The 14,068-nt window shown below is 54.1% G+C and carries 11 protein-coding genes; 6 read left to right on the forward strand and 5 right to left on the reverse strand.

Annotated features, from left to right (window positions below; all coding sequences use genetic code 11):
* Positions 1-303: 303 nt before the first annotated feature.
* On the reverse strand, positions 304-1,308 hold the full coding sequence (locus ACZA91_RS00510; protein ID WP_463184173.1) for a BMP family ABC transporter substrate-binding protein: 1,005 nt from the start codon (positions 1,306-1,308) through the stop codon (positions 304-306).
* A 126-nt stretch (positions 1,309-1,434) separates the two neighbouring features.
* Positions 1,435-2,937, reverse strand: a complete 1,503-nt coding sequence (locus ACZA91_RS00515) for an FAD-containing oxidoreductase (RefSeq protein ID WP_463184174.1) — start codon at positions 2,935-2,937, stop codon at positions 1,435-1,437.
* Between the two features lie 153 nt (positions 2,938-3,090).
* Here ACZA91_RS00515 and ACZA91_RS00520 point away from each other — a divergent pair, with 153 nt between their 5' ends.
* From ACZA91_RS00520 to ACZA91_RS00530, 3 genes are all read left to right on the forward strand, one after another.
* Complete coding sequence (locus ACZA91_RS00520; protein ID WP_190535352.1) at positions 3,091-3,708, forward strand: methyltransferase domain-containing protein; 618 nt, start codon at positions 3,091-3,093, stop codon at positions 3,706-3,708.
* Between the two features lie 88 nt (positions 3,709-3,796).
* Positions 3,797-4,504 (forward strand): HEAT repeat domain-containing protein, encoded by a 708-nt coding sequence (locus tag ACZA91_RS00525; protein ID WP_463184176.1) that lies wholly within the window; start codon positions 3,797-3,799, stop codon positions 4,502-4,504.
* A gap of 188 nt (positions 4,505-4,692) precedes the next feature.
* Complete coding sequence (locus ACZA91_RS00530; protein ID WP_463184177.1) at positions 4,693-5,220, forward strand: phycobiliprotein lyase; 528 nt, start codon at positions 4,693-4,695, stop codon at positions 5,218-5,220.
* On the opposite strand, the gene ACZA91_RS00535 is transcribed toward ACZA91_RS00530, so the two are convergent.
* Complete coding sequence (locus tag ACZA91_RS00535; RefSeq protein WP_099533263.1) at positions 5,217-6,698, reverse strand: adenylate/guanylate cyclase domain-containing protein; 1,482 nt, start codon at positions 6,696-6,698, stop codon at positions 5,217-5,219. The two genes, ACZA91_RS00530 and ACZA91_RS00535, sit on opposite strands and share 4 nt — an antisense overlap.
* 90 nt (positions 6,699-6,788) lie before the next feature.
* Between ACZA91_RS00535 and ACZA91_RS00540 the strand changes: the two genes are divergently transcribed.
* Positions 6,789-6,929, forward strand: coding sequence for a hypothetical protein (locus ACZA91_RS00540; protein ID WP_190527388.1), 141 nt, complete (start codon positions 6,789-6,791; stop codon positions 6,927-6,929).
* 636 nt (positions 6,930-7,565) lie between these two features.
* Positions 7,566-11,375: a PAS domain S-box protein gene (locus ACZA91_RS00545; RefSeq protein WP_190534988.1), complete on the forward strand. Its 3,810-nt coding sequence runs from the start codon at positions 7,566-7,568 to the stop codon at positions 11,373-11,375.
* A gap of 133 nt (positions 11,376-11,508) precedes the next feature.
* Here the strand turns inward: ACZA91_RS00545 and ACZA91_RS00550 are convergent, their stop codons facing one another.
* Positions 11,509-11,874 (reverse strand): phage holin family protein, encoded by a 366-nt coding sequence (locus ACZA91_RS00550; protein WP_099533266.1) that lies wholly within the window; start codon positions 11,872-11,874, stop codon positions 11,509-11,511.
* 29 nt (positions 11,875-11,903) lie between these two features.
* Here ACZA91_RS00550 and ACZA91_RS00555 point away from each other — a divergent pair, with 29 nt between their 5' ends.
* Positions 11,904-12,056: a hypothetical protein gene (locus ACZA91_RS00555; protein WP_190534985.1), complete on the forward strand. Its 153-nt coding sequence runs from the start codon at positions 11,904-11,906 to the stop codon at positions 12,054-12,056.
* Positions 12,057-12,079: 23 nt separating this feature from the next.
* Here ACZA91_RS00555 and rimO read toward each other — a convergent pair whose 3' ends face one another.
* The gene (rimO, locus tag ACZA91_RS00560) at positions 12,080-13,402 is read right to left on the reverse strand and encodes a 30S ribosomal protein S12 methylthiotransferase RimO (protein WP_190527391.1); all 1,323 of its coding nucleotides are present in this window, start codon (positions 13,400-13,402) and stop codon (positions 12,080-12,082) included.
* Positions 13,403-14,068 lie beyond the last annotated feature (666 nt).

A 14,068-nucleotide genomic window follows, 5' to 3' on the forward strand; every position in this document is an offset into this window, starting at 1 on the left:
GATCGATAAGTTGATCGATGAACCCGTCCATTGGTCGGTTGATTCGGTCTATCAAGCTGTACATCTATTTTCTTGCTGTTCAGCTTGTTCCTTGCGATACCTCAACTCCTTGGCTATTCAGCTTGCAGTCTAGGAGGAATTTTCCGAGCGGATTGATCCCCACTGAACTAAATTCAACCAAAACCCCAAATTCAATCATGGCCAATACCAAAGCCAGTACCTAAATCAATACCTGTTTTAAGTGCGCTGGTAATTGCCACGAGAGCTTGAGAGTACTTGATCTAATCCCAAAACCCTGATGGCTTAACGCTCCTCTAAAACCTCCAAGCGGCCGCTACGAATTTGGTCATGGAGATCCGCAATTTCCTTTTGACTCTCAGGGTTCAGGTTACCAGTGGTGGGAATAAATTCCAGCACCCGTTCTGATAGCCCAAAGAGGTATTGGCGACCTTCCCAACGTCCCCGTTGGGCCAGTCTGGCCCCATGCAAAATTAGCTCTGGCACGTGGATGAGGCCACTGGCCAAAATTAAGTTGGGGGCCAATTTGCGAGAATCGGGGCCCAACACCACCATGGGCAATTGGCGATCGACCGCTACGTTAACAATGGCAGGATTATTCGTCCAACAGTTCATGGCCAAGCCATCAATTCCCGCGCCGATCAGCTTTTGGGTGAGGGCGATCGCCTTGGGTTCATCATCAAAACTCCCCACCCATTCGATCGAAAGCTTGCGATCGGGGGCAAAGCGGCGCAGGGCATTTTGAAAGGCTAAGTTGAATTGCTTAATGGGCGGGGTGGGCAGGCTGGTGACGAGGCCAATATGTTGCAATTTGGGCTGCAAGGCCAAGGTTGCCCCCAATAGATAGCCCAATTCAGCATTGCGATAGCCCAAGGCTCCGAAATTCCGGTTGTTGCCACTGTCACTAGCCACTATGGCAAAACGGGTACGGGGGTAGCGCACCGCCGCCTTGACCATATCGTCGCGGAAGGTTCCGCTGTGGCCAATGATGAAGCCGAAACCTTCTTTGGCGTAGCGATCGAGCGCTTGCGGCAAGCTGGCAGGTAACCCCTTATTGATGTCATCGGTGTAGGCAATTTCTGCGTTTAATTCCCGCTCAATGCGCCCGAGGCCGGTCATCCCTTCTCGGCACCAATCGTCACTGTCTGCGCCCCGAGGCAACAGCATCGCCACCTTGAACAACGCAGCTCGGCGGCTGCGTTGGGGCGTGCTGGGCGCGAAGGTGCAATTGTTGAGGACGATCGCGCTACCGGCAGCGCTTAGGCCATACAGCAAATCCCGTCGTTTCATAGCAGTCGTTCAGTGGAGAGGGAAGAAGAGGGAAGGGTCAGAAGCGGTGTCTGGGGTAGGCAGGTGGCTAAGCCAACCAAACCAGGCGGCTTGCTTGGGGCCCGCCGTCTGCGATCGAGAGGCGGCCTAGCTCCAACGATGCAACCAGGCCAGTAACTGGCGGGTGCGATCGGACAGTTGGGTTTTGCGATAGGCATCCGCCGCTTTTTTGATGCATTCAGCCTGGGTGGGGTAGGGATGCACCACTTTGGCGAGCCGGCCCAGCCCCCAACCGGCGGCCATGGCCAAGGTAATTTCGCCAATGGTTTCGCCCGCGTGGGGAGCAATGAGCGTGGCCCCCAAAATTTGGTCTCGATCGGGGGCTAGCCACACTTGCAAGCACCCTTCGGCCACCCGATCAGTCTGGGCCCGATCGACTTGGCTTAAGGGTACTTCAATCAACCGAGGGGCCCGCCCCGGGATAATTGAGCTAATTCCCTCTCCGGGATCAATCCAGCCCACGCTGGCCACTTCCGGATCGGTGTAGGTGACCCGGGGAATGGTGACCTTGCTCCAGCGGCCCTTGCCCAGGCCAAAGGGCGTAAACAGCGCATTTTGCAAAACAAGACGGGCCGCCGCATCGGCCGCATGGGTGAATCGATCGCCCTGGCATACGTCGCCCGCCGCAAAGATGCGAGGATTGCTGGTTTGCAGAAAATCATTGACGGCGATGCCTTGGGGGCCAAGGGCCACTTGGGCCACTTGGGCCACTTCCAGGTTCAGGGTTTCAACATTGGGCGATCGGCCGGTGGCCACCAGAATTTCATCCACAACAATCGCAGGATGTTGGGCCATCTGAATTTCACAACCCAAGGGCGATCGATCCACTTGGGTCACCGTTTGCCCCGTCAACACCGTGATCCCCTCCCGTTCCAGGGCCCGTTGCACAATGGCAGCAGCAGCAGCACTTTCGCGCGGCAACAGGCGCGATCGCCGTTGAATCAGGGTCACGTGGGTTCCCAGTCGAGCAAAGGCCTGGGCCAGTTCACAGCCGATCGGGCCGCCGCCCAAAATGGCCAGGCGATCGGGCCGCTGCACCCAGTTAAAAAGAGTCTCGTTGGTGACAAAGCCGGCCGCGGCCAAACCCGGAATTGGCGGCACGTGTGGGCGGGTTCCGGTGGCAATCACGGCTTTTTTGAACCGCAGCGTTTGGGACTCCACCGCGATCGCCCGAGGATCTTGAAAGCGCCCTTCGCCCAAAAACACATCGACCCCCAGCCCCTGAAACCGCTGGGCTGAGTCATGCACCGCCAAGCGCGATCGCACGGCCCGCAGTTGGGCCATGGCCGCCGCAAAGGTTTCCGGTTCCACGGGCGATCGGGCCGCTTTGGCCGCCGCAATCAAGCTCTTGGAAGGAACACAGCCCACATTCAAGCAGTCCCCACCCAACCAGCGGCGCTCAATGAGGGCCACCTTTAGCCCCAAGCCCAAGCCCGCTGCGCCGGCCGCCGCCACCAAACCCGCCGGCCCGCCGCCCACCACCACCAAGTCATAGCAATCCGCCGGTTGCGGATTCACCCAATCTTCCGGGGCGATCGCCGCTAGCCACTGTTGATTGAACGAATCCTGAGGAAGGGCGATCGATTGCATAATTCAGAGGTCGTGAAATGGGGGTGTGAAATGGGACGAGATGGAAATCTTGGGCAGGAAAAAGCACCGTCAGACCGTACCTAAATAATGACCAAAGAATAATGGTCAAAGAACTGATTCACCAATTCATCAACTAACGGCAAACACCTCAACATGGTTCTGAGCGAGGAACAACCAACGATCGATTTTTGGGAAACGGCCTACCAAACGGGCAAAACCGGTTGGGACTTGGGACAGCCATCACCCGTTTTGGTGGCCTGGGCCGATCGCCCCGATGTGACACCGGGAGGACGCATGGCCGTGGTGGGTTGCGGCCGGGGCCACGACGCGGTGTTTTTGGCCGATCGGGGCTTTCAGGTCGTGGGGTTTGATTTGGCCCCTTCTGCCATTGCCGAAGCTGACCGGGCAGCCCGCGATCGGGGTGTGGCGGCGGAATTTGTGCAGGCGGATATTTTCAATTTGGCGGCCAATTGGGCTGGGCAATTTGATTGGGTCATTGAGCACACCTGCTTTTGTGCGATCGATCCCAGTCTGCGGCCGGCCTATGTGCAGGCCGTGCGATCGCTCCTGAAGGATCAAGGCTCCTTGGTGGCGGTGTTTTTCACCCACGATCGCCCCGGTGGCCCGCCCTTTGGCACTAGCATTGCCGAAATTCAGCAACTCTTTGAGCCACAGTTCGTGATCCAAGAACTGCAACAATCGGCTCACTCCATCGATCGACGACGCAATGAGGAATATTTGGGTTGGTTGCGGCCGCGGCTGGCCCCGTGATCCCCGGTCATGTCTGGGGAGAGTTGGCCCTTGGTATGATGGTGAAATGCTCGGCCAATTCGTCGATCCGTTTTGGTAGCCTCACCCCATGTCCGACCCCAATCTTGATCGCATCGCCGACCAACTCGAAAGCCCCAATTCGCGCGATCGGCTCCTGGGCCTCACGGCTCTGCGGGATGTGTCGCCGGTTGATGCCGTACCACTGATTAAAAAAGTTCTCAACGACGACCATTTGCAAGTGCGCACCATGGCCGTTTTTGCCCTAGGACTGAAGCCCACAGAAGAATGTTTTGACCTGCTGATGGGCCTGTTGGCGGACAAAGACTACAGCATCCGCGCCAATGCAGCCGGAGCGTTGGGCTATTTGCACGACACCCGCGCCGTTGAACCCCTGATCCGCCTGTTCTATGAGGATACGGATTGGTTGGTGCGCTTCAGTGCGGCCGTTTCGTTAGGGAACTTGGGCGATCCACGCGCCCGCAAAACCCTGATTGATGCGCTGGATAGTGCGGAGGTGATTGTGCAGCAGGCGGCGATCGCGGCGCTGGGCGAGGTGGGAGCCGTGGAAGCCGTTGAGCGGATGTTGACCTTTGTGCAGTCGGATGATTGGCTGGTGCGGCAACGCTTGGCGGAATCGCTGGGTAAGTTGCCCAGTGAGAAGAGCCGATCGGCCCTGAAATATCTTGCTAAAGATAGCCATCCCCAGGTGGCCGAAGCGGCACACTATGGATTGCAACAGCTTGATCAGCTCGACCAACCGTCGAATCCTGTGGCCGATCAGCCCCTGGATTCATAACCTGGATTCATAACCTAGATTCATGGGGAGTTTGAGTTGCTTGGCCTGGCTCAGATCCAAACTGTGACCCGGCCAGGCGATCGCAACAAATTTTCGGCTTCCCAGGGCCAAATCCATTTCAGCCCTGACCTTTTTTGAGTATTTTTTTACGGCAAAACCCTAATCAACCATCAATTCTTTGTTTCATCATGAGCACGATCGCTGAGTTTTTAGAAAAATGTGTGGGTAAGTGGTTTTCCCAACGGACGGGCCACAATTTGACCGATCGCAAATCTGTTTTGGGCAAAGGGGATCTTTGGATGGAGACCCTAACGGCCGACGCACCGGAGGCGATCGCCCTTTGTCAGAAATATGGGGCCGATCCGCAGGTGATCGCAGCGGGGCTGAAAATGCGTTGGGAAGCGATCACGGCTTCTCCGAATAAGGAATTGGGATCCTCGGTGCTGTTGGCTTTGGCTCCGGATCCGTCGGGAGCGGGGCCGCTGTTGGCCACGCCGGGCAGCAACGGCCAACCCCAACCCGGTCGCTACAGTTTTGGCAGCGATGGGGCCCTGTGGATTACCCTGCCGGTGGAGGGTGGCTGGATTGAGGAGCGAATTTGGTTTGCTAGCGATAATCTCCGGTTTCGATCGAGTACCACGACCCGATCGGGCGGCCCCACCTTTGCCTCCTTCTGCTCCGAAATTCGGATGGGCGTAACGCCACCCAAGGCCTAGGAGGGCTGGCGATTTCCCGACAATCCAGAGGCAATCGGGGGGTGGGCCGCCGGGTTTGCGGCTGCGCCATTCATGGGGCCGTTGGTTGCCAATCGATCGAGCAACCAATAGGTGGTCATTGTGCCCTTGCCCTTGATGGCAATTTCGCCCCGCCGCTCAAATTGGAAGCGATCGCGCAGGGTTTGGTAAACCGCTTCGGTCACCTGGATTTGGCCCGGCATTCCATGGGACTCCATTCGGCTGGCCGTGTTCACCGTGTCGCCCCACAGGTCGTAAATAAACTTGCGGATGCCAATCACACCGCCCACCACCGGCCCCGTATGGATCCCGATCCGGATCGAAAAGGGGTGCTGGGTGGAGTCGGCGGCGGGCTGGTAGGCCACGATCGCCCGTTGCATGGCCAGCGCCATTTCCGCCACCGCCGTCACACAGTCCGGGTGCGGATCCGGAACACCCCCCACGACCATGTAGGCATCCCCGATCGTCTTGATTTTTTCGAGGCCATAGGTATCGGCCAGCGCGTCAAAGGTGGAAAAAATGTGATTGAGCTGTTGCACCAACTCGCCCGGGGTGATGTGGGCTGCGAGTCCAGTGAAATCCACCAAATCCGCAAACAGCACCGTTGCCTGTTCAAACCGTTCTGCGATCGGGTGTTCGCCCCGTTTCAATCGTTCCGCGATCGCGGGGGGCAAAATATTCAGCAGCAGGCTTTCCGATTCCCGCTCTGCCCGTCGCCGCTCCAAAATTTCCTGGTGAATCCGGTTATACATATGCCGGAAGGCCGTAATCACCTCCCCCAACTCATCGGGGCGATCGACCTGGCAGGCATACAACATCTCCCCAGAGGTATCCTCACGACTGATTAAGTCCGCCGCTCGCCGCAGGTCATCGCGCATTTGCAAAATCGGCACGATCGCCACCCGCGACAACACCACCATCGTCACCCCCGTTGCAAACACCGAAATCAGCACCACCAATCCCAGAATGCGGAAAATAAAAGCCCGCAATTCCGCATAAACCGGGTTCATGTCGTGGCGAACCACCAGGGTGTAGTTGCGTCTGGCATCGGGCGGCCAAGCCAAATCGAGCCGTTGTTGATCGCGGCTCAGTTGTTCACGGCGACCCGCGGCCACCGCCGTGATGGTCAACTCAGGCTTTTCGCCCACCGTGGCCACCAAACGCCCCGATTGGTCATAGAATGCCAGCCCCTTCCACAGGGAAATCGGGTCATCTGTCTGATTGGCCAACCGCTGGGCCAACCGCACGGGATCCTGAAACTCCGGTGCAGCCTGCGACCAACGCGCCAGGGTCACCACCTTAGCGGTGGAAATCCGTTGCATGTAGTCAATTAGCTCACGTTCCCTTCGCCAATAGGAGGGAATGAGAATCACCGCCTCAATGGTCACAATACTAAACAACACCCCCAAGGCCACCGTTCGCGACAAACGAGCCTGAAAAGGTTGCAGCAAACGTTTCATGGGGATGAACGGGGCGAAATTAGAATGGCAGTCCCATAGCTTGCTTGGGTGGGGCTGTCCTCAGTGTAGTCGGCGGAACCAGCACAGTGCATGGGGGAATCGGGGCAGGCAATCGATCGCCCTCGGTCACCGCCGGATCGCCCCCAAGGGCAGGGCAACCCTGACAGCCCTTACGGCTCGATCGCGCCCAAAACCGGACAAGCGACCCGATCGGGTTTTGAGTGGCGCTGACCATCACACCGCGATCAAGAACAGTTCTGTCTCTTTGCAATTCATCCCCCCAAAGCCCGATTCGGAAAGCGGTCTGTTGACCCATCCCCCGGTTTTTGAAAACCCGTAGCATTGCTTGAAATCTGTGACCAAGCTCACTTACTAATCATCCGGTTTAAGGGTGATCAACCCCGCAAAGATTAACGATGTCGGCCCAAACTCGATCGCCCTCGCAGAAAATGTTTAAACAGTCAAAATTGATACTCTGCTTACCCCGTTGATCGACGAAGACAAGGGACTTAAGCCCCTTGCCCCCATGACCACTAGCGCTTTGCCAGTACCCCAAGTTATTTCTCAGATATCTTCTCAGTTCTGAATTCCCAAAGCTTCATTCCCAAGCGTTAATCTCTAAGGCTGCATTTTCAAAATCTGATCTCCAGCGCTTTATTTTTAAAACTGGTTTTGAACACAATTTGTGCATAACAAGATTGATTTTCCATCACTGATCGATCATCCTTGCCCAAGTTAATGATCCCAGCAACACAGTCAAATGCGGCCAATCATAAAAATAAATAAGAAGATGAATCCAGAGAATTGGCCCCGATCGCAAGGTATAACCATGATTCACCACTTGTTTCTACGTCTGCCCCGCTAGCTATGACTGACTTCCTCCAGCCTGATCCTGAAGTTCAGCATCTACGACAACAGCTTGCACAATCCCAAACTGCCTTGGCCGAAGCCCAAGCGCAGCTAAAAGCCCTGCAAGCCAAACTGGAGGAGTCCAAGCCTCGTCAGCCCAGCCCAGTCCCAAAATCCCCATCAATATTTTTGAATAATCCCTTGAAGTGGCAGCAGATTATGGATCTCCTGCCCGTTTGTATTGCCTATTGCGATCAGGATTTATATTATCGCTACGTTAACCAAAGTTATGAGGATTGGTTTGGTCTCTGTCCTCAAGAGATTTGTGGAAAGCGAGTCGCTGAGGTAATCGGTCAACAAGCTTATCAATTAGTTAAACCCCACATCGATCGGGTCTTAAAAGGGGAAATTGTGACCTATGAAAGTGTTGTTCCCTACGCCCAAGGAGGCCAGCGCTATATTCGAGCCACCCTGATTCCCGACCAAGCGATCGATCAAAGCGTTCATGGTTATTACGCCATGATTGTTGACTTCACAGAGCACTTCCAACTAGAACATGCCCTCCAGGAAAGTCAGCAAAAATATCGAACGCTCTTTGAAATTTTGCCCGTTGGGGTTTCCATCGCTAACGCCAGCGGTCAGATTTTGGAAGCCAATCCAGAATCCAAACGAATTTTAGGCGTTTCCAAAGAAGAACATACTCAGCGCACCTGCGATTCCCCGGTGTGGGAAATTTTGCGATCGGACGGCAGCCCCATGCCCGCCGAAGAATATCCCTCAATTCGGGCCTTACGTGAAGGTTGTCCGATTCAAAATATCGAGCAAGGCATTGTGCGGCCCGATGGCACTTTGCGCTGGATTATGACCAGTGCAGCCCCCATTCCACTAGACCCCTATGGTGTCGCCATTGCTTACATTGACATCACCGATCGCAAAGCCACAGAAGAAGCCCTACGCCGCAGCAACGCCCACTATCAATCCTTAGCCAATGTATTACCGCAATCCCTTTTTCGTGAAGACTGTCAGGGGCGTTGCACCTTTGCCAATCAGGCATTTTTAAACTTGCTGAATTTGTCAGATTCAGAAATTTTTGGCAAAACGGTTTATGACCTCTATCCCAATGATTTAGCAGCTCGCTACAACCAAGAAACGCGCTGGGTTTTGGAAACTGGTCATATTTTAGATGTCATTGAACCCCATCCAACACTGAGCGGCTCTCAAGAGGGTTCTGAATTAAGTCTTGTGCAGGTGGTGAAGACTCCTGTTCGTGATAGCGATGGCCAGATTATTGGCATTCAAGGCATCTTTTGGGACGTGACAGAACGAGTCCATTTAGAACGAGCACTGCGTGAATCGGAAATTAAACTCAATGCCGTTTTAAGCAACACGGCTGCGGCCATTATGAGCGCCTATGTTTTTTCCGATGACAGCCATCGCTATGATTACTGCTCGGCTGGATGTGAAGATTTATTTGGCTATCATCCTTCGGAGTTTTTAGCCAATCATCAATTGTGGTTATCGATTGTTCATCCTGAAGATCTTCAAAAGATTGTTTTGCCCAATTTTGAAAGTATTTTGGCAGAAGAAACATTTCAGTTCAGTTACCGATTTCGTCATCGAAGTGGAGAATGGCGCTGGGCGATGGTAACCGGCACATCGCAATGGGATTCTGAAATCAATGGTTGGCGCGTCACGAAATTTCACATCAACATTACCAATCAAAAACGCTTGGCTGATGATCTGAAAATCATTAACGATTTATATAATCTCGCCATTCAGAGTATTGGTGAAGGCGTTTGGGATTGGAATATTTTGGATGATTCCATTTTGGTATCGGAACGCTATTTAGAGCTGTTGGGCGAAGAGCGACGAGGAATTCAATCACCACAACTCTTTGCTGAAGCTGCTTTTTCCCAAAAAATCCATCCTGAGGATCAAGAGCGGTGGGAAAAAGCTTTAATGGCCCATCTTCAGAGCTATGAACGCTATGACATTGAAGTACGATTTCAACATGCCCAAGGTCATTACATTTGGGCGCGAATTCGTGGGCAAGCGGTTTGGAATGGGCAAGGGGAACCAGTCCGGATGGTAGGGACGATCGAGGATATCAGCGATCGTAAATTTGCAGAGGCGGCCCTCAATCAACGGGAGCAGGAATTTCGCAATTTGGCAGAAAATTCACCGGATTGCATTATGCGGTGCGATCGGGAAGGGCGCTTTCTCTATGTCAACCGCACGGTTTTGCAACTTTGCAGAATTGCTGAACAGGATTTTATTGGTAAAACCAGCAGAGAGTTAGGATTTCCAGAAGACCTAGTTCAGATGTGGCATGAGGGGATGGCAACGGTTTTGGAAACCGGTCAGAAGGCTTTTTTAGAATATGAAATGCTGTTGCCGGACGGTGGCCATATTTTTCAGTCTTGGGTGGTTCCGGAGGTGATGCAAACGCCAATTTTTGATCGAGAGCACCCCAGCGCATTGATGACCACACCCCGTTGGACGAGTTTGGAACATCTGCAAAACTTCATGGCCAGTTCGGCACTGAACACAGCCCCACTGGGCAATTCTGCAACAGCGGAATCCCAGTCATCGAATGTGATGGTTGGTTCAACGGCAGTCGAATCGTTACTAGTTGTGGCGCGGGATATTACCCATCTCAAGCGAGCGCAAATTGCCCTTCGCCAACAGGCCGATCGGGAACGAACCTTGCGTTCCATTACCCAACATATTCAAAGCAGTCTTGATTTGAGCGAAATTTTGGATATTGCGGTGACGGAAGTGCATCGAACCCTGCAAGCCGATCGCACCTTTATCCTGCGTTTCCATGGGGATTATTCAGGATCAATTATTCAAGAGGTGGTGAAAACAGACTATCCTTCCGTGCGCGATCGACAGTGGCCCAAAACCAACGCCCTCTGGTCACGGTCTAGGGCAGAATCTGCGCCTCGGACACAAATTATTCAAGAAATTCCGATCGATCGCCCTCAAATACACTTGGCACGGTTGATGGAAGCCACGGGAGCACAATCTCAAGTGATGGCTGCCATTGTGGGCACTTTGCCCCATGGTGAATCGCATGTTTGGGGACTTTTGATTGTGCAGGCCTGTGCTAATGCCCGTTCTTGGCAAGGAGATGAAGCCGAATTGTTGCAACAGGTGGCGGATCAGTTGGCGATCGCCATTCAACATTCTGAACTATTGGAACAGTTTCGATCGCAAGCGGAGCAACTCCAACAGGCTAACCATTTTTTGGAAGAAATTAACATTAAGCTCAATGATTTGAGTAACCGCGATGGACTCACGCAAATTGCCAACCGCCGCTGTTTTGATGTGGTTTTGCAACAGGAATGGCAACGGTGTCAGCGAATTCAAGAACCGCTATCGCTGATTTTATTTGATGTGGATTTCTTCAAAAAATATAACGATTTACATGGACACCCAGCCGGTGATCAGTGCCTAATTAGCATTGCGCGATCGATTGATGGATTACTTCAGCGCAACACAGACTTGGTGGCTCGGTATGGCGGTGAGGAATTTGTGGTGGTGTTGCCCCACACCGATTCTGGTGGTGCAACCCAAATTGCAGAATTGATTCGCAAAACCGTTTTGAATCTGCAAATTTTCCACTCAGAACACCAAGGAATTACCCATCATGTAACTGTGAGTTTGGGAATTGCCAGCCAAGTGCCTCAGCTCGATCGCCCCTGCCAAGATTTGGTGCAAGCGGCCGATCGGGCCCTTTACCAAGCCAAGTCCCTTGGTCGTAATACTTGGGTGTTGGCTAGCGATGACTTGCCTAATCAATATCCCAGCTCCGATCAGGATTGAAACGAAAAATTAACGGCAGAAAAACAGCACAGACAAGGGGCTTAAGCCCCTTGTCCTCCATGGCTTTGCAGCAAAAGAATCAGAAGTTTAGTACTTGAGAAATTGCTGCCATTGACCGATCGCTTTAGCTATCTTATTGGTTGAGAACGGGCAGGAAATTTCCCAGAACTCCCAGCACCAACGATTGGAAAATGCTAATAAAAACTGCCCCCAGCAAGGCACTCCAAATGCCATTTTTGAGGCGGAAACCTTCCACCAACCAAGCAGCTAGACCAAACAGCAAGGTGCTAACAATTAAAGAAAACAAGCCCAGCGTGAGCAACTTGGGTAAGAAGGTGAGCCAGCCGGGAACGGCCCGCGCCAACCCCTGAAAAATGCCCAAAATAATACCGGCGATCAAGGCCTTCCAAGGGCTATCGACTTCCACGCCAAACGGCAAATAGGTTAGCAGAATCAGGCCGACGGCAATGACGACGGCCACGATCAGAAAAGAAACCACAATTCCTCATCCTTGGGGACACACCCCGGTTGATCCACCCACGATTCGATCGGGCAGTCGCGGCGGGAGTCCGATCGGCGGTGGATGGGCTGAAGCGGCGAGAGCTGGCCTCTTCGGAAATGGCTCCTTGGGAAAGCCAGCCCGCGCGCTTTTCAATTCTGAGCGATCGCTCTCGGATTTGAGTAGAGCTGGCGGGGCAAATTCTTTAGGCGGAGACGGCAACCTCGCCAAATAGATCGTAGGGTTCGGCTGCGGTGATCGTGACCGGGACGATCGCCCCCAGGCGAGCCGGCCCAGTGACATAGACCAAACCATCCACATCGGGAGAATACCGAGCCGATCGACCCAAGAATTGTCCCGTTTTCGGGTTCACCTGCTCAATCAGCACATCCACCGTTTGGCCCACGTAGGCCTGATTTCGCTTCAGGGAAATGGGCTGTTGCAGGGCCATCAGTCGATCGCGCCGACCATCCATCACTTCCTGCGGGAGTTGGTTGGGCAAATTAAACGCGGCAGTTCCCTCCTCGGGCGAGAAGGTGAACACCCCCACATGGTCAAATTCGTGGCGCTGCACAAAGTCGCACAAATGCTCAAAGTGCTCCTCCGTTTCGCCGGGGAAGCCCACGATGAACGTGGTGCGCATGACGGCATTGGGCAATTGCTCGCGAATTTGAGCCAAGAGCCGATCGTTCACATTGGCCTGCCAAGGGCGATTCATCGATCGCAGCACTTCCGGGTGGGAATGCTGGAGCGGCAAATCAATATAGGGCAAGATATTCGGCGTTTCCCGAATGGCCGCAATCACCGATTCTGTCAGCCCCGTGGGATAGGCATAGTGGATTCGCACCCAAGGAATGTCCACCTCACCGAGGGCCCGCAACAGCTCTGCCAGCTTGGGCTTGCCATAGCGGTCTAGGCCGTAGTTGGTGGTGATTTGGGAAATCAAGATTAGCTCTTGCACCCCTTCATCGGCCAGCTTGTGGGCTTCGGCCACAATCGACTCGATCGAGCGCGATCGCTGGTCGCCCCGCAAGTGGGGAATGATGCAGAACGCACAGCGGTAGTCACACCCCTCCGCCACCCGCAGGTAGGCCGTGCCTTCGGCCGTGGTGCGGTAGCGAGGGACGGTCTCATCGGCAATGTAGGTTGGTTCTTCCGAAATTTCCTGAACGCGCTCGCCCGCTTCCGTTCGCTGCACCACATCCACAATTTTGTGATAGTCGCCCGTGCCCACCACGGCCACGGCTTCCGGAATTTCATCCAAAAGGGTGTCCCGGAAGTGTTGAGCCATGCAGCCCGTGATCACAATTCGTTTGCCCGCTTCCGCCAGGGAAACCAAGGTGCGCACCGATTCTTCCCGCGCCTCTTGAATGAAGCTACAGGTGTTGACGATCGCGTAGTCTGCCGCATCGTCGTTGGCACTCACGTCATAGCCTGCCTGGGCTAGCAGGCCCATCATATGCTCGGTGTCAATGCGATTTTTTTCGCAACCGAGGTGAGTAACGGCGATCGTGGGTTTTCCAGCCATAGCTTGCAGTTGCAGTGCCGTTGAAGCGAGGGGTTAAGGGGTGTTAGCAGAGTCGAATCCACAATTATTCACCATATCAGCCCAAATTGCGCGTCCAATCGATCCCAGGGATTTTGATCAGATTTCTGGCGGGTGGGGAATGGTATGACTGGGGTGATGCGCGGGGTGATGTATGGGGTGATACATGGGAGACGGATACGGAAATGCCTGGGGCTTGAGGGGGCTTGGGCTGGCGAAATTGGAGTTGAGCAACGGGGCCGATCGCCCGGAGCCACCAATCCGCCATCGCCCCTTGTGCGGAATTCTCCTTCTGGCTGATCTGCACGGAATTTTCCCGATCGGCACTGTACCTTAGAGGAAGAGATAGGCAGTCTCTGTATCGACGATCGCCTCAATTTGTCCCAACTATACGGACAAGACTGGTGCAACTCCCGGTAGCCTGCCATTGCCAGCTCAAGGCTGCTTTGTTTGGGATCACCAACCCGCTGCTCCATTCCTGGCAGCATACGGGGCAACCGTAAGGGTTAAGTAGCCGATCGTGGAGTTGATCGCTAATGGGTCTCTAACTGATCGCTCACCGATCGTTCCCGATCGTGCTCGATCGCCCGTGATCGGTTTTGAGCGCAAACGCAAGGTGGCGTTAACCGCGTTTCGAGGGTGCATCAG

Source organism: Limnothrix sp. CMB-01 (assembly GCF_055193175.1).

What these genes read in the sequence shown, in the direction of transcription:
- ACZA91_RS00535 (WP_099533263.1), bottom strand. Translation starts at nt 6,698, where the DNA reads ATGAAACGTTTGCTGCAACCTTTTCAGGCTCGTTTGTCGCGAACGGTG.
- ACZA91_RS00510 (WP_463184173.1), bottom strand. Translation starts at nt 1,308, where the DNA reads ATGAAACGACGGGATTTGCTGTATGGCCTAAGCGCTGCCGGTAGCGCG.
- ACZA91_RS00515 (WP_463184174.1), bottom strand. Translation starts at nt 2,937, where the DNA reads ATGCAATCGATCGCCCTTCCTCAGGATTCGTTCAATCAACAGTGGCTA.
- ACZA91_RS00520 (WP_190535352.1), top strand. Translation starts at nt 3,091, where the DNA reads ATGGTTCTGAGCGAGGAACAACCAACGATCGATTTTTGGGAAACGGCC.
- rimO (WP_190527391.1), bottom strand. Translation starts at nt 13,402, where the DNA reads ATGGCTGGAAAACCCACGATCGCCGTTACTCACCTCGGTTGCGAAAAA.
- ACZA91_RS00540 (WP_190527388.1), top strand. Translation starts at nt 6,789, where the DNA reads ATGGGGGAATCGGGGCAGGCAATCGATCGCCCTCGGTCACCGCCGGAT.
- ACZA91_RS00530 (WP_463184177.1), top strand. Translation starts at nt 4,693, where the DNA reads ATGAGCACGATCGCTGAGTTTTTAGAAAAATGTGTGGGTAAGTGGTTT.
- ACZA91_RS00545 (WP_190534988.1), top strand. Translation starts at nt 7,566, where the DNA reads ATGACTGACTTCCTCCAGCCTGATCCTGAAGTTCAGCATCTACGACAA.
- ACZA91_RS00525 (WP_463184176.1), top strand. Translation starts at nt 3,797, where the DNA reads ATGTCCGACCCCAATCTTGATCGCATCGCCGACCAACTCGAAAGCCCC.